This is a genomic window from Mitsuaria sp. CC2, from assembly GCF_048957715.1.
In the GTDB taxonomy this organism is placed as follows: domain Bacteria; phylum Pseudomonadota; class Gammaproteobacteria; order Burkholderiales; family Burkholderiaceae_C; genus Roseateles.
The window spans coordinates 1-18,627 of sequence record NZ_JARVXN010000042.1; the positions used below are offsets into that span (position 1 = coordinate 1).

Here is an 18,627-nt window from a genome sequence, read left to right on the forward strand (position 1 = left end):
CGTTACGTCGACTCCGAAGAGCTTGGCCAATGCCGCACAGCCCAGGCCCCCAGCCTGGTACTTCCGAACCACTTTGAGCCTCACGCTCTCGCTGTACTTCGCCATGAAAAACACCCCATCGGTTGGATTGGCGTCCAACCTTTGGGGTGCAGTTCACTCCGGGGCGTTCTTCATTGCAGGATCGAGGGTCCTTGCCCGCCGGCAAGGCGCGGGGCGCTTACATCCAGGCCACGCCGTAGTAGTCGTAAACCTTGCGGCCGTACTCGTCGGAGTACTCGGGACGGTCGGTCTGGGCGTAGCGCGGGGCCTTTTCGAGCTGGTCCTCGCGAAGCGGCACGACATAGCCGTCCAGGCTGGTGTCGTACTTCAGCATGTTCCAGGGGATCGGATAGCGGTCGGTACCGATGCCCATGAAGCCGCCGAACTCGAGGGCCGCGTAGCGGACCAGGCCCGAGCGCTTGTCGATGACGAGGTTGTCGATCGAGCCCAGCTTGTCGCCGTTGCCGTTGTAGACCTTGGTGCCTTCGACGCGGTCGGAAGCGATGGTGGTGCTTGCCATGAGGGTCTCCTGGTGGGTTGGGATAGGGGGTTCAAGGCAAACGCCGTGCCGCCGCCCGGACCGTCCCTGCGCTCTTCCCGATGGCGTCGGGCGCTTGTCCCGCACATCCGCGTCGCGCGGGAATTTCCCTTGCCTCGACAAAGGATCCCGTCATCGTCGACTTTCCGATCGCCGCCGCCCGCGGCCGTCCTGCATGCCCAAGCTGCCTCACGCCGTCCAGGAAGCCATCGACATCGTCAGCGAGGCCGCGCAGGGCTGGAGTGACGACAACGCGCCCAGCATGGGCGCGGCGCTGGCCTACTACACGCTGTTCTCGATCGCCCCGCTGCTGCTGATCGTCATCAGCGTGGCGGGCCTGGTCTTCGGCGAGCAGGCCGCGCGCGGCGAGGTCATGGAACAGCTCTCCGGCCTGCTGGGCGCCGACGGCGCGATGGCCGTCGAAGACCTGCTCAAGCGCGTGAACCGGCCGGAGGAGGGCGGATGGGCTGCAGCCATCGGTACCGTCGTGCTGCTGGTGGGCGCCACCTCGGTGTTCGCCGAACTGCAGAACTCGCTCAACCGGATCTGGAAGGCGCCGATGCCGCGCAGCGGACCGGTGTGGCAGGGCCTGGTGACGCTGCTGCGCAAGCGCCTGCTGTCGCTGGGGTTGATCCTCGGGCTGGGTTTCCTGTCGATGATCTCGATGGTGGCCAGCGCCGCGCTCGCCGCGATCAGCAAATGGTGGACGCCCTGGCTGGGCACCGAGTTCGTCCTGCTCGCCCAGATCCTCAACGGCACGCTGGCCTACGCGCTCATTACGGTGATGTTCGCCGTCATCTACAAGTGGGTGCCCGACGTGCCGGTGCGCTGGCGCGACGTCTGGGTCGGCGCGCTGATCACCTCGGCCCTGTTCAGCCTGGGCAAGTCGCTGATCGGGCTTTACATCGGTCGCAGCGGCGTGAGCTCGGCGTACGGCGCGGCGGCTTCGCTGGTGGTCATGATGCTGTGGGTCTACTACTCGACCCAGGTGTTCCTGATGGGGGCCGAACTGAGCTGGGCCTTCGCCAAGCGTCACAGCCTGCGGGAGCAGGCCGCCGAGATCGCCGCACGCGCGCTGCGACAGGGCTGACGTGCGCATGGGCCGATGAACAGGGCGATCTCGACGTTCGCTGATCGACGCCATGCGGCATGGAGCTTGCCCGTTGATACCCGGATCCGGAAGTCCGGACCACCGGTTTTGTACAACCGGCCTCGGGCCCGCCCAGGGTCCGCTTCGGCCTGAAAGGAAGCATCATGAGCCAGTATGGACAACGAGGCAGACAAGATCAGCGCCAGGACAACGCATGGGATCAAGGCGACCGTGACCGGTCGCATGACGGGGCCCAGACGGGCCGCCCGACGTACGACCGCTCGCGTGACGATCAGCAGTCGGCCTATCCGGGATCGAACCGTCAAGGGTCGAGCTACCAGACCGATCGCGACGAACTGCGCGGCGGCGGTTACGGCGGCTATGGCGGTGGCGCTGAAGCCGGCGGCCATGGCGGAGGGTATGGCGGCTACGGCGCCGGACGCGACGACTACCGCCAGGATTACCGCAGCCACGGCGACATGCAGAGCCAGGGCGGTTACCGCGGCGGCTATCAAGGCCAAGGGTGGGGCGGCGACCGCGAGCGCTCGATGAGCGGCAACTACAGCGGCAACTACGGCGGCTCCGGCAACTACGGCAGTTCAGGCAACTACGGCAGTTCAGGCAACTACGGCAGTTCAGGCAACTACGGCGGCTACAGCGGCTCCGGCAATGAGGGCAGCAGCTACGGCCCGTCCGGCGGCTACGGCCAGGGCAGCACGGGCGGTTACCGCGATCAGGGGCCTCGTCATGAGGGATGGCGCGAGGACTCGGGCCGCCGCGGCGACTACGGCCAGCACGCGCAGCCGCAGACGCACCACGACCCGGACTACCAGCAATGGCGCGCGGAGCAGGTCAGGAACCTCGACAACGACTATCACAGCTGGCGCCAGGACCGGTACCAGAAGTTCTCCGAAGACTTCAACAAGTGGCGCTCGGACCGGTCGTCGCAACAGTCGACGCAACAGCATTCGCCGTCGACGCAGCAGCATTCGCCGCAGTCTTCGCAGCCGGGGGCGCAAGGCAGTTCCGTAAGTCCGGGGCTGTCCACATCCTCCGGCGCCATCGGTGCCTCCGGCCTGCCTGGCTCGTCGTCCGACACAGGCGCTGGCCTGCCCGGTTCCAGCGCCTCGACGGGTGCTGGCGGCTCGAGCGCATCGTCGTCCTCCAGGACGAAGTGACGCCGTCGGCCCGGGCGCAGGCCGCCCGGGCCGACCGGTTCGGAAGAAAGCGCCCGATCACCCGGAAACCCGCGCCTGCGCTGGTTCTCCGTCCGGCATGCCGCTTGCCGGAGAGAGGGAATGATCGCGACGTCCCTTGAGCAGCGTGCTCCCGCGCCCAGCCTCTCGGAGGCAGTCGCGGGGGACCTGCCCGCGCACGGCGCGACGTCGCCGAGAGAAACGCTCACGCAGGCCGAGGAGCGCCATCGCCGCTGGTGCAATGTGCGTCGCGTGCTGCTGATCCGGCTGGACGGTGTCGCGGGTGTGCTGTCCTCGACCGCCTCTTTCGCCGCGGTGCACGAGACCATGCCGTGGACGCAGCTGACGCTGCTGGCGGCGCCGGAGGCGCTGGCGCTGCGGCCGCATCTCCAGGCGGTCGACGACCTCATCACGTTCAACGCGCCGTGGACGGCCAGCGGCGCCGCCGCGCTGGACGCCGAGCCGCCCACCATGCGCGGCGACGCCGAGATGCACCTCGTGCGCAAGCTGCGCCGCAGCCACTTCGATGCGGCGGTGCTGTTCTCGCCGGCCGACCAGAGCGCGCTGCCGGCCGCCTTGCTCTGTCGGATGGCGGGCATCCCGCTGACGCTGGCCCACGTGCGCGCACCGGCGCACGGGCTGCTCAGCGATGAACTGCGGATCACCGACGACCGGGCCGATGCCGGGCATGACGACACGCGCCGCCAATTGGCCCTCGTGGCGCACGTCGGCATGCACACCGCCGACGAGCGGCCCCGTCTGCGGCTGCTGCCCAAGGACAGCCACCAGATGCGGAACGTCTTGCAGCAAGCGGGCTTGGGCTTCGGTCAGCGCTACGTGCTGGTCTGTCCGGGCGGCGGGGCTCGCCCGTGCGCCCCCGCGGCCTTCGCCGCGGCGGCCGACGTGCTGCTCGATGCCTGGTCCGACGACACGGCGGTGGTGCTGTGCGCCGTCCCAGGCGAGGAGGCTGCGCTCGCGGAACTCCGCGCGGCCATGCCGGCGAGGGGCCAGGTCTTGCCGCCGGTGGCTTCCATCGGCGAACTCGCGGCGCTGGCCGCCGGCGCCCGTGTGGTCGTGGCCGCCGACGACTTGCCGCTGACCATCGCCGCCGCCGCCCGCGTGCCGGGAGTGCTGCCGGGTGAAGCGCTGCGCCGCGACGTCCACATCGCCTGAACCCATTCGTGTCCTCGGCGGACTCCCAGGACTCGGCCCGCCTTGCGACGGGCACGCGATGTCCTGGAAGAGAAAGGAACCCGATGACCTGTCCGTACGCTGGTGGGGCGGCGATACCCCTGGCCTGGAACGCTCCTCTTTCCACGGAGGAACACGACGCGATGCAACGCGGCGCGAGCGATCACGGCGACCCTCGTGCGTCGGGGCGCCACGGCGGCGCGGTCGGCGCCAACGCGGAGCGCCAGTTCCGGGAAGCTCGTGACGCGCGCTCGCTGGACCAGTTCAGGAATTCCTTCGACGAACCGGCCGCGAGGCCGCGGCGCGACGGCGCTCAACTCATGTCGTCGGCGCCTCCTCCCGCGCAGGCAGGGGGATTCGCCTGGCAGCCGCAACAGTCGCCGCAGTGTTCTCCGCACTGGTTTCCGCAGTGGAGTCCGCAGTGGTCTGCGCTCGCGTCCGCCTTGGCGCTGGGTGGGTACCAATGCTTCCCGCAGACCTCCCCGCAATTCTTCCCCTTCTACGGCGCGTCGGCGTTCCTGCCCTTCAATCCCTATGGTGTCCAACCCCACGTCCACGCCACGCTCAACGCTTCGTTCTCGCCCTTGGGCGGGGCAGCGAACCCTCTGGTGAGCGGTGGCGTGGGGTTGGCGCTGGGGTTGGGTCTGAACGGACTGGCATCGGGGGTCGGGGCGTTCCTCGGCAGCGCCCTGGGCGGCCGCGGGTTCGGCGGGTTCGGCGGCTTTGGCCAAGGCTTCGGTCGCGGCTGGTGCGACGTCTCGCCCGCCTATTGCGGTTGGTGGTGATGCCCCGCCAGGCGGCGTCTCCTGTTGAAGAACCGGCGCAGAGCCAGTCCGCGCTGTCCCCGGAACCTGCACAAAATCGTCACTGAACGTTTTCGCGGGCACGGTGCTTGCCTCCTGTCGCGAGCCGCGCGTGGAAGCTCGGCGACCGCGCGGCCGGACGGATGTCCGGGCGCGCACCCGTTCCCATCACAGGAGGTTTTTCATGCACCTGCACAAGCTCGCCTGGGCGATCCCGCTGATGCTGGCCGCGACCGCGGCCCACGCGGAAAGCTCCGGCAGTTTCCTGGAGGGTGCCAGGCTCGCGGCGCTGGTCCGACCGGAGGCCGCGGCCCCGGCCAACGGCCAGCCCCACCATGTTCCCGCCAGCGTGCGGCCCGCCCCGCAGGGCCAGGCGCCGGCCCCGACGTCCTCTGCGTCGCCGAGCCCGTCCTCCGTCATCGACACCGACTCCGAGCCCGCCGGGGCGTCGTTCGAGATCCGCAACTTCTTCACCCTGGTCGTCGCCCTGGCCCTGGTGGGATGGGTCCAACGCCGCCGCCGGGATGCCTGAGCCCGACGTCCCCTCCGGCGGTCCCGCGGACCGCAGGCCGACACCGGCATGGTCCACGGACCGCTGCCGGTGTCCTTTTGTGGGGCGTGTTGTTCGCATGCCGTCTATATGCGGACGCAGGTCGACCGGCGTCGACCGGAATTTTTTTCAAATCGAGCTGTCAAGGGGGTCGCAAACGGGCCGCTTGCTGCAAGAATGAGTTAGACGAGGTTGGTTGACCTAGTTCACGAAACGACCAACCTGAAGAAGTGACCCCACAACGAAGGATGTACCGGTGACCCATGCGCTGATCGTGGATGACGATGTCGATTCCGTCGCCACCCTGCAGGAACTGATTGCGAGCGAAAAATTCACCGTGTCGGTGGCCCACACCTTGCGCGATGCCCGGCGGCACATCGCGCTGCAGCAGCCCGACGTGGTGCTGCTGGACCTGCAACTGCCGGACGGCAACGGCATGGAGCTGTTCCAGGACCCGCAGCTGGTGGCCAACTCGGAGGTGGTGCTGATCACCGGCCACGCCAGCCTGGACACCTCGATCCAGGCGCTGCGGCTGGGCGCCGCGGACTACCTGGTGAAGCCGATCAACATCCGGCAGCTGCAAGGCGTGCTGTCGCGGGTGATGAAGCCGGCCGCGCTGCAGGCGGAGGTCACCGAGCTCAACGCCAACCTCGCCAACACCGGCCACTTCGGCCTGCTGTGGGGCCGCACCCAGCCGATGCAGCGGATCTACGACCAGATCTCGCGCGTGGCGGGCACCAGCGTGTCGGTATTCATCAACGGCGAGAGCGGCACCGGCAAGGAACTGGTGGCGCAGACGGTGCACGACCTGAGCCGTCGCCGCAAGAAGCCGTTCCTGGCGGTGAACTGCGGCGCCATCTCGCCCAACCTGATCGAGAGCGAGATCTTCGGCCACGAGAAGGGCGCCTTCACCGGCGCCGACAAGCAGCACGAAGGCTTCTTCGAGCGGGCGAGCGGCGGCACCCTGTTCCTCGACGAATTGACCGAGATGCCGATGGAGCTGCAGGTCAAGCTGCTGCGCGTGCTCGAGACCGGCCGCTTCATGCGCGTGGGCTCGACGACGACGCTCGATGCCGACGTGCGGGTGATCGCGGCCTCCAACCGTCCGCTGCTGCAGGCGGTGCAGGCCGGCAAGCTGCGCGAAGACCTGCTGTACCGCCTCAACGTGTTCCCGATCGAGATGCCGCCGCTGCGCGACCGCCTCGACGACGTGCCGCTGCTGGCCGACCATTTCCTGCGCCAGATCGCGGCCAAGGAAGGCAAGAACAAGCGCTTCACCGCGAAGGCACTGGCCCAGCTCCAGACCTACCACTGGCCCGGCAACGTGCGCGAGCTGCGCAACGCGGTCCAGCGCGCGTACGTGATGGCGGCGGCCGACGTGGTGGACGAACAATGGCTGCCCAAGGGCGAAGGCGTCCCGCCAGCCTCGCTGTCGGGGTCGGCCACAGGAACTGCCGCCGGCGCGGCAACGGTCACCACCCTCGGCGTCGGCGTGCCGGCAGCAGCGCCCGCGCCGTCGTTCGCAACGTCGGCGGAAGCTTCCGGCCCCTCGATCACGATGCCGTTGGGGAGCTCGATGGCGCAGGTGGAGAAAGCCTTCATCCTGGCCACGCTGCAGCACTACAAGCACCACAAGGAACAGACGGCGGCAGTGCTGGGCATCAGCTTGAAGACGCTCTACAACCGGCTGAAGGAGTACGCGGCGGAAGACGCGGCGGCAGCCGACGAGGCGGCGCAGTAAAAGAGACCGCCGAATCAGAGAGACCGCCCCACCAGCATCGGCTGACTCCGCGTTCGCGGCAGTGCGGCGTTGAGACTCCCTTTCCCGCTTGCGGGAGAGCAGGGGGGAGGGTCGGCGGCCTTGGCATGCGGCCTGCCTTGTGAAAGGCAGGAGGGCTCGTATGCCATTGCGTTGGGTGTCTGATTGCGAACCCGGACTGCGCCGGAAGCGCGCGGCCAAGGGCTTCCGGTATGTCGACGGCGATGGACGTCCGGTGCGGGACGCCTCGACGCTGCAGCGCATCCGCGCGCTGGCCATCCCTCCCGCGTACGAAGACGTCTGGATCTGCGCCCGCGACGACGGCCACATCCAGGCCACCGCGCGCGACGCGCGCGGCCGCAAGCAGTACCGCTATCACGCGGACTGGATGGCGCTGCGCGGCGAGAACAAGTTCGGGCTGCTGATGGACTTCGGGCAACGCCTGCCCCCGCTGCGTCGCCAGGTGCAGCGCCGCCTGCGTCCGGACGACGGCGATCGCGCCCTCGACCGCGAACGCGTGATCGCGGCGCTGGTGCGACTGCTCGACCGCACCTGGATGCGCATCGGCCACCGGGAGTACGCGCGCAGCAATGGCTCCTACGGCCTCAGCACGCTGCTGTGCCGCCACGTGAAGGTCCAGGGCGACGCCTTGCTGCTGAGCTTCCCCGGCAAGAGCGGGGTGCGCCATCAACTGGCGGTGCGCGACGACCGCGTCGCGGCGCTGGTGCGCCGCTGCCGCGATCTCCCCGGGCAGGAGCTCTTCGGCTACGAGGACGAGGCGGGCGACCCGCACCGGATCGACGCCTCCGACGTCAACGACTGGCTGGCCACGGCCGGCGGGCCGACCTGCAGCGCCAAGGTGTTCCGGACCTGGCACGCGAGCGTGCTGGCGCTGGATCTGCTGGCGGACCATGCGCGCGCGGGAACGGCGCCCCTCGACGCGTTGAAGCAGACGGTGAAGGAGGTCGCCGCGCGACTGGGCAACACCGTGGCGGTCTGCCGCAAGTCCTACATCCATCCGGCGGTGCTCGAATGGGGGCAGTCCGACCGTCTGGCATCGCTGCCGTCGCAGCGCTGGATGGCCACGCCGCCTGCCGTCACGGGCCTGAGCGCCGCGGAGCGGCGTCTGATGGGGCTGTTGCGGACGCAGCCCCGCGTGGAGATCGCTACGCCTGCGCCTGCGCCGGTGCCAGCGAAGCGATCGTCGCCGGCAGCCGCGACGGGTCGCCGGGCACGTCGTCCATCGGCGTCGACATCGGGCCCGATCCCGACGCCGCCTCGCGCAGCAGGTGGTCGGCGAGCGACGGCCAGTCGCTGAAGACGCCGGCCGGCTCGCGCAACGGCGAACGGCGCCAGACCGTCTCGCCGCCGGTGTCGAGCAGCAGTCCGGTCGCGCCGGCGCGATGGCCGGCCTCGACGTCGTCGAGCAGGTCGCCGACCATCCACGAGCGGGCCAGATCGAGGCCGTGCGCGCGCGCCGCGCGCGTCAGCATGCCGGGCGCCGGCTTGCGGCACAGGCAGGCCGGGCGGCCCTGGACATCGGGGGCGTGCGGGCAGACCGCGACGTCGGCCAGTACCACGCCGAACTCGTCCTTCAGCCGTCGCAGCAGCGCGCCCTGAAGCCGCGCGAACTGGACGCGGGTGAAGGCGCCGCGCGCGATGCCGCTTTCGTTGGTGACCAGGACCAGGGTCAGGCCCGCGGCGCTCAGGCGCGCGAGGGCTTCGCCCGCGCCCGGCATCAGCCGCAGACGGGACGGATCGTGGATGGTCGCGTCGTCGGGCACGACCAGCGTGCCGTCCTTGTCGAGGAAGACCGCCGGACGCAGCGAGGTCCGCGAGGAGCCCGGGGGGCGCTCACGCGAAAAATCGAGGTCGTGGAGGGAGAGGGTGGTGAGGGGGGCGTCGAGCCAGGCAGTCACGGGATCGTCTCCGCGAAGCGCTCAGCGCACCCAACCGTAGTCGGTCTGGCGTGGCGCCAGCGACTGTTTGTGCCGCGCCATGAGGCCCGGCTCGCGTCGCGCGCCATCGCACGCCGGATCGATCATGACGCCGGTCTGCAAGGCGGCGGGCTGGGTGTCGCCCTGGACCTGTCCTTGCCCTGGCCCTTGCACCTGTCCGTGGCCGTGCGCGGGGTGGAGGCCCCGCTGGTCGCCTTGGCCGACCACCGCGTCCGTCGGGCGCGTGCCGCGTGGCGGAGGCAGCAGCTCGGCCAGCCGCGCCAAGGTCTTGCGCACATCCAGCGGCTTGGCCCACAGCTCCATGAAACCGCAACCCAGCGCGTCGAAATCGGAATCGGCGGTGACCGCGATCGCGGGCACCTGCGCACAGCCGCGCCGCATGCGCAGCAACTTCAGCAGATCGGAACCGTGGCAGTCGGGCAGGTGGAGGTCGACCAGCAGCAGCGAGGGCTGCAGCTGCGCGCTGAGCCGCCAGGCGGGCATGCCGGCCTCGGCAACGTGCAGCCGCAGGTCCCGGCGCTGTTCGAACATCGCCTCCATCACGATGACGTTGAGCGGGCTGTCTTCGACGTACAGCACCGACGTGAGACCGTCGTTCATCGTTCGCTCCTTCCCTGTTCGTATCCAGTTGGTCGCGAGATATGGCAATCGTCGTGCCCGAAGTCCTCCCCAACCCTGGGGATTTCCCCGCGGGTCGCGGCGGCTTCAACGCAGTCGGCACCGGGTCATTCGGCCTGCCCGGTGTAACCGGTGGATGGCCCGCGCGTCAATCCCGGTGACATCTTGGCGGGCCTTCTTTTTCCGACGCTTCGCGTGCGGGAAAGACGGCGTACGCGATGGGTACGAGGCTTGCCTTGCCGGGGAAGACTCCCCGTCACTTCCAGGAGCATTCCATGGCCACAAGCATCCGTCCGGGCGCGCCCGACAGTCCCGAGGACAACGACCGAGAAGACGACAGCCGTCCCACCAGCTTCGGCGTGCACAAGCCGGTGGATCACCTGGTGATCAGCTTTCCCGGCGCGCCGGACGCCGGACAGGCGCGTGCGGCGCTCAGCGCGCACGGCATCGCCGACGCCGACCTGCACGCGATCGGCGACCGAGAGATGGTCGAACTGGTCGAACGCGATCTGAAGCGCGCGAGTCCGCTGGCCGCGATCGGGCAGGAGATCAACCTGCTGCGCAGCCACGGCGAACTGGCGGAACGCGGGTACCACTTCCTCGTCGTGAAGGCGAAGAACGACGAGCAGGCGCGCGAGATCGCCGAGATCGCGCGCCGCAACCGCGCCGAGCGCGCGCAGTACTACGGCCACTTCATCATCGAGGAGATGCTGGAGCCCGAAGGCGGCCGGCCACAGGTGGCGGAATCGCCTCACCGCGGACTCGACGCGCATCCGAAGCCGCCGCTGCCGCGCTGATCGCCGCCCGGGCGGCACGCCGCTTGCCATCCCCTCTGCACCGATCCATGCACTTGCTGCCACTGCGCACGACGAAAGGAACCATCCCATGAGCACCACGCCCAACAACGAGAAGAGCGACAAGGCCGTGCCGTTCACGACCGCCGACGATGCTGCGAAGCTGGTCAACGGCACGACGCCGTCGAGCACCGCGGCCGCCGACCTGGTGAACCGCGCCGCCGACAAGGCGCACGCCACCATCGACCGCCTCGCCACCGCAGCCGCGCCCAAGGCGCAGCAATTGCAGAAGAGCCTGGAGGACACGAACGAACTGATCCACGACCGCGCCGAGCGGCTGCGTCTGACCGGCAACGAGTGGTGCGACACGATGCGTGCGAACGTGCGTGAACATCCGCTGATGGCGGTCGGCACCGCGCTGGCGGTCGGCCTGCTGATCGCGCGCCTGACGCGCTGACCGCGGCGCGCCCATGAGCGACCTGCCGCACGCTTCGCCGTCGTTTCCGCCTCCGTTCCCGCCTCCGCCGCCACCTCGGCAACCGCCGTCTTCCGGGCCCGCACCCGGAGGAGCGACCGGTGCCACGGCGGGAACGGCGACCGGTCCTTCGCCCTCGGGCGAGGGCCCGCCCGTCGGCGCCACCTGGCTCGGCGACGTGCAGGGGATGGCCCGCGCGGCGCGCGGCATGCTCTCCGGGCGCCTGCTCCTGCTGGCGCTGGAGTTGCAGCGCGCCAGACACGGGCTGGTCAGCCTCGTCATCCTGGGCGTGGTCGCGGCGATCGCCGGGGCCACCGCCTGGCTGGCGTTGTGGGCCTTGCTGGTCGCGATCGCGGTCCATGTCGGCCTCACCTGGCCCTGGGCCTTCGCCGGCGTGCTGGTGATCAACCTGCTGCTGCTGGTCTGGGTCGCGGCCGCGATGAAGGCGCTGACGCCCATGCTGGCGCTGCCCGCCTCCCGCCGCCAGTTCCACTGGCTGTTCAACGATCCGATGGATCCCGAAGCACCGAGTCCCGATGGCCGCACCGCACGACCGTCCTGATCCCCGACGCATCCCCGACGTCCCCGACCCCGGAGGCGCGGCCGAGTCGATCGAGGCGCTGACGCTGCGCATCGAGATGGCCGAGCTGCGCGTCGTTCGGCGAGACCTGGAGTTCCAGCTGCATTGGGATGCGCTGCAGCAACGCAGCAAGGCGGTGATGACGCCAGGCCGCTGGCTGCTGCCGGCGCTGGGCACCGGCGCGAGCTGGCTGTTCTGGCGCCTGCTGCGCGGCAAGCGGCATCGCCGCGCGCGGGATCATCATCACGGACAGCCCCGTGGACGTTCGTCGATGGCGGGGCTGCAGGCCCTTTTCCGAAGCCTGACCGGGGCCGATCACGACAGCGGTCCCGCGAGCGCTGCGCGTCCCGCCGCGCATGGCGACCATCGCGATCCGGGATCGGAGCGGCCCGGACGTCCCGAACTGGGGACGCTGCAGTTGCTGACGGTGCTGTGGGGCCTGATGCCGACGACGATCCGTGGCCGCATCGGACCGGAGATCACGCAGCTGGTGCTGGGCGTGGTCGCCGGGTTCATGCAGGGACGCAAGAAGCAGCGTGAAGAAGCCAGGGAACACCAGCGCTGAGCGCTACCTGATCCACGAAAAAACGCGCCCGAGGGCGCGTTTGTGGTTGCAGGGGAGGCCTTACGCCTTCTCTGCGTTTCTCGCCTGATCGCGCAGCAGCTTGATCTGGTCGTGGTTGCGCAGGGTGCCGGCCAGCTGGCGCTGGACGACTTCCAGCACGCCCGCGGGCAGGTCCTTCTGAGCCGCCTTGCGGTAACGCGCGACGGCCACGTCCTCGCCGCGCTCGCATTCCTCGAGCATGGCCTTGTCGCTGTAGCCGGTCAGCGTGCCCTTGACCGCGACCCAGCCGCGATGCAGCGATCCGGCAGCGGTGCCGTCGTCCTCGGGCGTGCCGCCGTGCTGGCGCACCAGCTGCTGCAGTTCCGAGGCCGCCTGGCGGCATTCCGCGGCGCGCTGCGCGAAGACTTCGCGCAGGCTCGCGCCCTTGACGTGTTCGGCGCAGCTCAGGAAGCCGTACTCGCCGTCCTTGCAGGTTTCAATGAGCGTGTTCAGCTCGTCGATGACGTCCTTGTTGTCCATGGCAGTCCTTTCCGATCGGGGGAGTGGTAATGCCATGAATCAGCAAGTCACGTACCCGTCGGCAGTCCCATCGCGCGCCGCAGCGCCTCCAGGATCTGCGGCGGCGACGCTGGCTTGCGCAGCACGGTGAAGGTGGACTCCGCCGTCAACGCCTCGCTGAAACCGCTGATGAGCACGATGGGCAGGCCCGGGCGCCGCGCGCGCAGCTCGCGGGCCAGCGCCTGGCCGTCCATCGAACCCGGCATCACGACGTCGGAGAGGACGATGTCCACTGCCGCGCCGCTGCCGAACAGATGCAGCGCCTCATCCGCATCCTTGGCGCTGAGCACCTCGCAGGAGAAGCTCCGCAGCAGCCCCACGGTGACGCGGTTGAGTTCCTCGTTGTCCTCGACCAGCAGCACGCGCACGCCGGCCAGGCCGTTGACGAGGCCGTCGTCGCGGGTGCGCACGGTCCCGTCGACGCGCGCGCCGTCGGGCACGAGGCGCGCGCTCGTCTGCGCCGGCAGGAGCAGGGTCACGGTCGTGCCGGCGCCGAGCTGGCTGGCGATGCGCGCCGTGCCGCCGGCCTGCACGCAGAAGCCCAGCACCTGGCTGAGGCCCAGTCCCGTGCCCTTGCCGACGGTCTTGGTGGTGAAGAAGGGCTCGAAGACGCGCGCCAGCAGGTCGTCGGGAATGCCCGGGCCGCGGTCCGTGACGCTGATCGCGACGTACTCGCCGGGCGCCAGGTCCTGCACGTCGCCGGGCGAGGCGCGGCCCGCGTCGATCGTGATCTCGCCCATGCCGTTGGTGGCGTCGCGCGCGTTCAGCGAGATGTTGATCAGGGCGAGCTCCAGTTCGGACGGGTCCACGCGCACGCTCGGCAGGTCCGGCGCCATGGTCATCACCAGCTGCATGCGCTTGCCCAGCACGGTGACGAGCAGTTCCTTCATCTCGCCGAGCGTGGAGCGCAGGTCCACCACCTGCGGGTGGACCGGCTGCCGGCCCGCGACCCGCAGGAGGTGCTGGGTCAGGCGGCTGCCGACGTCGACCGAACGCATGATCGCGCCCAGCGGCATGGCCAGCGATTCGGCGTGCGGGCTGCGCTGGATCAGGTGGGCGCTGTTGCTGATCACGCCCAGCAGGTTGTTGAAGTCGTGCGCGACGCCGCCGGTGAGCCGGCCCAGCGCCGCCGTGCGCTGCGAACGCGAGCTGAGCTGCTCGGCCTCGCGCGTGCGGTCGATCGCCTCGTTGACGCGTTCCTCGAGTTCGTAGCGGCCCTGGTGGATCGCGGCGCTCGCATCTTCGAGCGCCAGCGCGACCTCGTCGCACTCGACCATGCCGGTCTTGCGCGCGCGCACCGGCTCACCGGCGCGCAGCTCGTTGGCGATCTCGTTGAGCGCGTGGATCGGGCCGGAGATGCGCCGGCTGATCCACAGCGCGCCGAACATGCCGAACAGCACCAGCAGCAGCGCGCCGATGGCGATCGGCTGCAGCGCGGCGCGCGCGCCGAAGCCGCCCGGTCCGCTGTCGCGCGGCACCGCGGTGATGACCGTCCAGCCTTGCGGCGACTTGCTGAAGTAGCCCGTCACCGGCTTGCCGTCGAGGTTGACGGATTCGAACTGCGCCTCGTCGCGCGTGGCCATCAGGCGCTTGAGGTCGTCGGTGCTGGGACGGCCGGCGTAGCTGATGCCGCCCGGGTGGCGGGCGACGACGTTGCCGTGGCCGTCGACGATGGAGGCGGTCCAGTCCGGCGGCAGGCGCTGTCCGTCGATGATCTGCTGCAGTTCCTGCGGCAGCACGGTGATGCTCATGTTCAGCCAGACATGGCCGCCGCGCTCGATCGGCTGGATGATCTGCGCTCGCAACTGGCCGGTCGCCGGGTCGGGGGCGAGGTCGCCCACCGCCGCCTGTTCGACCAGCGGGACGCCCTCGCGGACCGGCACCGGCCGCGACGCGGCGGTGGTGGTGGGCAGGCCGGGCGGCGGCGTGGCCGCGGCGGCGGTGCCGGCGGCCGCGACCAGGGAGGGGACGGACGGTGCCGTCGCCGAGGCGCCCGCCGTTCCGGCCGTGCCGGCGGTCCCGGCAATCTCCGGGGCCATCGCGGCCGTGGCGGTCGTTGCGGGGGCGGCCGTCACCGGCGGGATGGCCGCCGTCTCCGGTAGCCGCCCCGGCGCCAGCCGGGTGCTGAAGAGCGTCCGGTCGGGCGCGTTCAACTCCACCCAGCCCGACAGGCCCTGCATGGCGCGACGGGACTGCAGCTCCAGCATCGCGAGGTCGTCCGGCGGGATCTGCGGCGACGCGTCCAGGATCTGCGACAACGACAGCACCCGCGCGATGCCGGCGCGGCGGGCCAGTTCCTTGTCGACCACCATGGACAGCGCGCGCGTGCTGTCGCGCATGTGGCGCACGGTGGCCTCCCGCTCGTCGCTCCAGGTCTGCCAGCTGACCCACAGCGCCGCGATGATGCCCGGCAGCATCACGGACAGGACGAGCACGAGCAGGCGGGAACGGATCGGCAGGGGCATGGGCGGGGCGTCGGAGGAAGGACCGGCGGAGGACAGCGCCGGGAAACGGGGGAACCACCGCGGCCAGAGGCCGGTGGCGCGGACGCGGAGGCCGGCGCGTCGCGGCGGCAGATTATGGGCGGTGCTGTTCAAGGGCGTTCGGACGGGGCACCACGGGGGCAACGGCGTCGGCGGAGGGCTGGGGAACGTGGGGAGGAACCGGCACGGCGACACGCACGGCGACGGGCACGGCGACGGGCGCGTACGGGGGGCGAGGCGGGGGCGGCTTCAGCAGTGTGCTCAACGGCGTGCAGGGGCGGTCGCTGCCGCGCAGATAGACGGCGACCGGCCGCATGCGGCGGTTGCGCTGGCTGATGCTGCGCAGGCAGATCAGCAGCGGCACGGCCAGCACCGCGCCGGCCACGCCCCAGAGCCAGCCCCAGAACATCACCGAGAGCAGCACCGACAGCGGGTTCATCGACAGGCGCTTGCCGACCACCAGCGGGGTCACGAAATTGGATTCGATCGCGTGGATGCAGAGGTAGGACAGCACCGGGGCGGCCAGCGCAGCGACGCCGGAGTCGCCGAGCGAGGCCGCGAGCGACGCGACCAGCAGCAGCCCGCACATGATCAGCGGTCCGAGGTAGGGAATGAAGTTGAAGATCGCCGCCAGCGCGCCCCAGAAGCCGGGATTGGGCAGGTCCACGAACCACATCGCGCCCGCCACGATCAGGCCCACGCCGAAGTTGATGACGCTGACCGAGGCGACGTAGCGCGAGATGTCGCGTTGCGCGGCGCGCAGGCCGCCGAGCACCACCGCCCGCAGTCGCGGGCGATGCGGCAGCAGCTCGATGCAGCGCGACAGCACCCAGTGCTCGGAGGCGAGCAGGAAGTACAGCAGGATCGTGGTCGCGGCGGTGGACACCATGAACTTCAGCCCGACGCCCACCGCCTGGGCGGTCAGGGCGACGCTTTCGCTGGCGATACGTTCGCGCACGGGATCCGGCGGCGGCGTGGGCGCGGAGCGACTCGAACTCCGACGTTCGCCCGGCGGGCCGAAGCCAGGAATCGCCGCGCGCCATTTGTCCACCTGGTTCAGCGCCTGCGAAACCGCCGTCGGCGCCCGCTGCCACCATTGCGCCACCGGCTCGGCCAGCAGGGCCACGCTCAGTACCGTGCAGCCCACCAGCGTGGTCACCAGCATCGCCGCGCTCAGCGACTCCGGCATGCCGTGGTGCCGCATCGTGCGCACCGCCGGCGCCAGCACGAACGTCAGGATCAGCGCCACCAGCACCGGCAGGACGATCGCGCTCGCCTCCTTCAGCAGGAAGACCAGGGCGATCAATAGCAGGCCTCGCGTCGCCCAGCGGCGCATCGTGGTCGGGGGCAGGGCGGAGGGACGCAAGATGGTAAGGATGACGGGGGAAGGGAACTGGCAGTCGCTTCAAGCAAGCCTCGGGCCAGGAGGGAGCGGTACCACCGCCGCTGACCCGCTTGCGCCCTCTCCCGCACCGCGGGAGAGGGGCGAATCGGCACTACGCCTTTTACTCCCGCTCCCGCTTGCGGGGGAGTAGTGTGAGGGTCGGCGGCGGTGGAAGTATGGAAGCCCAGGTGCGCGCTTTCCGATTGAGCGGAGGTTGGCGACAAGCATGGGGACGTGAGGGGACCGGCGTTCGGTAAACGGTGCCGAAAGCCTTGCGCGGAATCTGAGGGAAGGCGAGGTCCACGGACGTTGGGCGAACCGGCGCGGGGTCATCGAGAGGCGTTGAGGGGATCCGCTGGTCGATGCACCCGATTCCCGGCAGGCCCCGTGCCTACTGCGTTTGCGGCGTCCGGGCAGGCACGCCGAATGGCGCGCGCTCCGCCATATGAAACTTCTCCGGCGAGGTGGCATGGTCCTTGCGCTGATGGCTCCAACAGGCCGGTTCGCCGGCACTGCCTACAACCTGTTCCCGTCCTCGTCGGCGGGGACTCTCCGGAACCGGTTGCAGGCAGCCTCACTCTCTACCGGACAGGAGTCTCACAAGTGGGAGCAATGGAACTCAGGCACGAGCACAGACAGACCCAGACGCTGTCGCCTCGCCTCCAGCACGCCGTGCGTCTGCTGCAGATGTCCTCGCTGGACTTCTCCACCATGGTCACGGACATGCTGGGGCGCAATCCCTTCCTCGAAGTCACCGAATCCTCGGACGATTCGTCACCGCTGGAAGCGGAGATGCAGGTCGCGCCGTCGCCGGTGATGTCCGACGCGCCGGAGCCCTTCCCGGACGACCGCGAGATCTGGCGCGCGGAGGGCTCCGGCTCGATGCGCCGGGCGGAAGACGGCGAACTCAGCGCGCTGGAGATGACCGCCGCGCAGACCAGCCTGCGCGAGCATCTGCGCAGCCAGCTCAATGTGCTGCGGCTGTCGCCGCGCGATCTGGTGCTGGCGACCATCGTGGCCGAGTCGGTGGACGACGACGGCTATCTGCGCAGTTCGCTCGAAGAGCTGGCGGCGGTCGCGCAGATGCAGCCGCCGGTGGGCATCGACGAGATGCAGATCGCGCTCAAGCGCGTGCAGGCGCTGGATCCGCTGGGCGTGGGTGCGCGCAACGTGGCCGAATGCCTGCTGCTGCAGTTGCCCAAGCTGGAGGACGCGCGCAGCCGCAATCTGGCCGAACGCATCATCTCGCAGCATTTGAACCTGCTCGCCTCCCGCGACATCCCGTCGCTGGCGCAGTTGCTGGACGTGAGCGTGGCGGAAGCCGAGTCGATCTGCCTGAAGCTGCGTCGCTTCGATCCGCGGCCGGGCTGGCGCTACGAGACGACGCAGGCCGCGTACATCGTGCCGGACGTGCTGACGACCAAGGTCCGCGGCCAGTGGCGCGTGCAGCTGAATCCGGCCGTGATCCCCAAGGTGCGGATGAACCAGGTGTACGCCGAGCTGTTCCAGCGCCATCGCCAGCAGGGTCATGCGGAAATGGCCAATCACCTGCAGGAGGCCCGCTGGACGATGCGCAACATCGAGCAGCGCTTTTCGACCATCCTCGACGTGGCCAACGCGATCGTGAAGCGGCAGCGCCACTTCCTGGAGTTCGGTGCGATGGCGATGAAGCCGCTGGGGCTCAAGGAGATCGCCGATGAGGTGGGCATCCACGAGTCGACGGTCTCGCGCGTGACCAACAACAAGTACCTCGCGACGCCGAGCGGCGTCTATGAGCTGAAGTATTTCTTCTCGCGCGCGATCGTGAGCAGCAACGGCAGCGCCTGCTCGGGCACCGCGATCCGCGGGCTGATCAAGGACATCATCGAGGCCGAGCGCGCGGAGAACCCGTTCTCCGACGCCGAGATCACGCGCCAGCTCGCCCGCCAGGGCCTGGTGGTCGCGCGCCGCACGGTGACCAAGTACCGCCAGATGCTGCGCATCGATGCGGTCGAACGGCGGCGCCAGCACAGCTGACGAACAGATTCCCGAGGCGTGATGGAGACA

Annotated in this window: 17 protein-coding genes and 1 pseudogene; 12 read left to right on the plus strand and 6 right to left on the minus strand. The window is 69.8% G+C overall.

Features of this window, described 5'->3' with window-relative positions:
- Positions 1-217: 217 nt before the first annotated feature.
- Entirely contained in the window at positions 218-559 is a 342-nt protein-coding gene (locus PV762_RS26485) for a PRC-barrel domain-containing protein (protein ID WP_088404154.1), read from the minus strand.
- Between the two features lie 193 nt (positions 560-752).
- On the opposite strand from PV762_RS26485, the gene PV762_RS26490 reads away from it, so the two are divergent.
- The 7 genes from PV762_RS26490 to PV762_RS26520 all read left to right on the plus strand — a co-directional run bounded on the left by PV762_RS26490 (position 753) and on the right by PV762_RS26520 (position 8,484).
- On the plus strand, positions 753-1,667 hold the full coding sequence (locus PV762_RS26490) for a YihY/virulence factor BrkB family protein (protein ID WP_421037990.1): 915 nt from the start codon (positions 753-755) through the stop codon (positions 1,665-1,667).
- Between the two features lie 164 nt (positions 1,668-1,831).
- Positions 1,832-2,845, plus strand: coding sequence for a hypothetical protein (locus PV762_RS26495; protein ID WP_421037991.1), 1,014 nt, complete (start codon positions 1,832-1,834; stop codon positions 2,843-2,845).
- A 120-nt stretch (positions 2,846-2,965) separates the two neighbouring features.
- Positions 2,966-4,036: a glycosyltransferase family 9 protein gene (locus tag PV762_RS26500; protein ID WP_421037992.1), complete on the plus strand. Its 1,071-nt coding sequence runs from the start codon at positions 2,966-2,968 to the stop codon at positions 4,034-4,036.
- A 161-nt stretch (positions 4,037-4,197) separates the two neighbouring features.
- Positions 4,198-4,839, plus strand: a complete 642-nt coding sequence (locus PV762_RS26505) for a hypothetical protein (protein WP_421037993.1) — start codon at positions 4,198-4,200, stop codon at positions 4,837-4,839.
- A gap of 202 nt (positions 4,840-5,041) precedes the next feature.
- A complete protein-coding gene (locus PV762_RS26510; RefSeq protein ID WP_421037994.1) occupies positions 5,042-5,389 on the plus strand; it encodes a hypothetical protein in 348 nt (115 codons plus the stop codon).
- 274 nt (positions 5,390-5,663) lie between these two features.
- Entirely contained in the window at positions 5,664-7,148 is a 1,485-nt protein-coding gene (locus tag PV762_RS26515; protein WP_421037995.1) for a sigma-54-dependent transcriptional regulator, read from the plus strand.
- Between the two features lie 160 nt (positions 7,149-7,308).
- Positions 7,309-8,484 carry a DNA topoisomerase IB gene (locus PV762_RS26520; RefSeq protein ID WP_421037996.1) on the plus strand — a complete coding sequence of 392 codons (1,176 nt, stop codon included), beginning with the start codon at positions 7,309-7,311 and terminating at the stop codon, positions 8,482-8,484.
- Positions 8,485-8,497: 13 nt separating this feature from the next.
- Here PV762_RS26520 and PV762_RS26525 read toward each other — a convergent pair.
- Positions 8,498-9,085 (minus strand): annotated as a pseudogene (locus PV762_RS26525) (D-glycero-alpha-D-manno-heptose-1,7-bisphosphate 7-phosphatase); the annotation flags it as partial.
- Between the two features lie 21 nt (positions 9,086-9,106).
- Positions 9,107-9,724: a response regulator gene (locus tag PV762_RS26530; RefSeq protein ID WP_421037997.1), complete on the minus strand. Its 618-nt coding sequence runs from the start codon at positions 9,722-9,724 to the stop codon at positions 9,107-9,109.
- 293 nt (positions 9,725-10,017) lie between these two features.
- On the opposite strand from PV762_RS26530, the gene PV762_RS26535 reads away from it, so the two are divergent.
- The 4 genes from PV762_RS26535 to PV762_RS26550 all read left to right on the plus strand — a co-directional run bounded on the left by PV762_RS26535 (position 10,018) and on the right by PV762_RS26550 (position 12,156).
- Entirely contained in the window at positions 10,018-10,539 is a 522-nt protein-coding gene (locus PV762_RS26535; RefSeq protein WP_421037998.1) for a hypothetical protein, read from the plus strand.
- An 88-nt stretch (positions 10,540-10,627) separates the two neighbouring features.
- A complete protein-coding gene (locus tag PV762_RS26540; RefSeq protein WP_421037999.1) occupies positions 10,628-10,993 on the plus strand; it encodes a DUF883 family protein in 366 nt (121 codons plus the stop codon).
- 205 nt (positions 10,994-11,198) lie between these two features.
- On the plus strand, positions 11,199-11,573 hold the full coding sequence (locus PV762_RS26545; RefSeq protein ID WP_421038000.1) for a hypothetical protein: 375 nt from the start codon (positions 11,199-11,201) through the stop codon (positions 11,571-11,573).
- Positions 11,548-12,156 (plus strand): hypothetical protein, encoded by a 609-nt coding sequence (locus tag PV762_RS26550; RefSeq protein ID WP_421038001.1) that lies wholly within the window; start codon positions 11,548-11,550, stop codon positions 12,154-12,156. Before PV762_RS26545 ends, PV762_RS26550 begins: the two co-directional genes overlap by 26 nt.
- A 60-nt stretch (positions 12,157-12,216) precedes the next feature.
- Here the strand turns inward: PV762_RS26550 and PV762_RS26555 are convergent, their stop codons facing one another.
- The 3 genes from PV762_RS26555 to PV762_RS26565 form a co-directional block, all read right to left on the minus strand.
- Positions 12,217-12,675 carry a ferritin-like domain-containing protein gene (locus PV762_RS26555; RefSeq protein ID WP_421038002.1) on the minus strand — a complete coding sequence of 153 codons (459 nt, stop codon included), beginning with the start codon at positions 12,673-12,675 and terminating at the stop codon, positions 12,217-12,219.
- A gap of 47 nt (positions 12,676-12,722) precedes the next feature.
- The gene (locus PV762_RS26560; RefSeq protein ID WP_421038003.1) at positions 12,723-15,179 is read right to left on the minus strand and encodes an ATP-binding protein; all 2,457 of its coding nucleotides are present in this window, start codon (positions 15,177-15,179) and stop codon (positions 12,723-12,725) included.
- A gap of 112 nt (positions 15,180-15,291) precedes the next feature.
- Positions 15,292-16,563, minus strand: a complete 1,272-nt coding sequence (locus PV762_RS26565) for an AI-2E family transporter (RefSeq protein WP_421038004.1) — start codon at positions 16,561-16,563, stop codon at positions 15,292-15,294.
- Positions 16,564-17,193: 630 nt separating this feature from the next.
- On the opposite strand from PV762_RS26565, the gene rpoN reads away from it, so the two are divergent.
- Positions 17,194-18,597 (plus strand): RNA polymerase factor sigma-54, encoded by a 1,404-nt coding sequence (gene rpoN, locus PV762_RS26570; RefSeq protein ID WP_421038005.1) that lies wholly within the window; start codon positions 17,194-17,196, stop codon positions 18,595-18,597.
- The last annotated feature ends 30 nt before the right edge of the window (positions 18,598-18,627 follow it).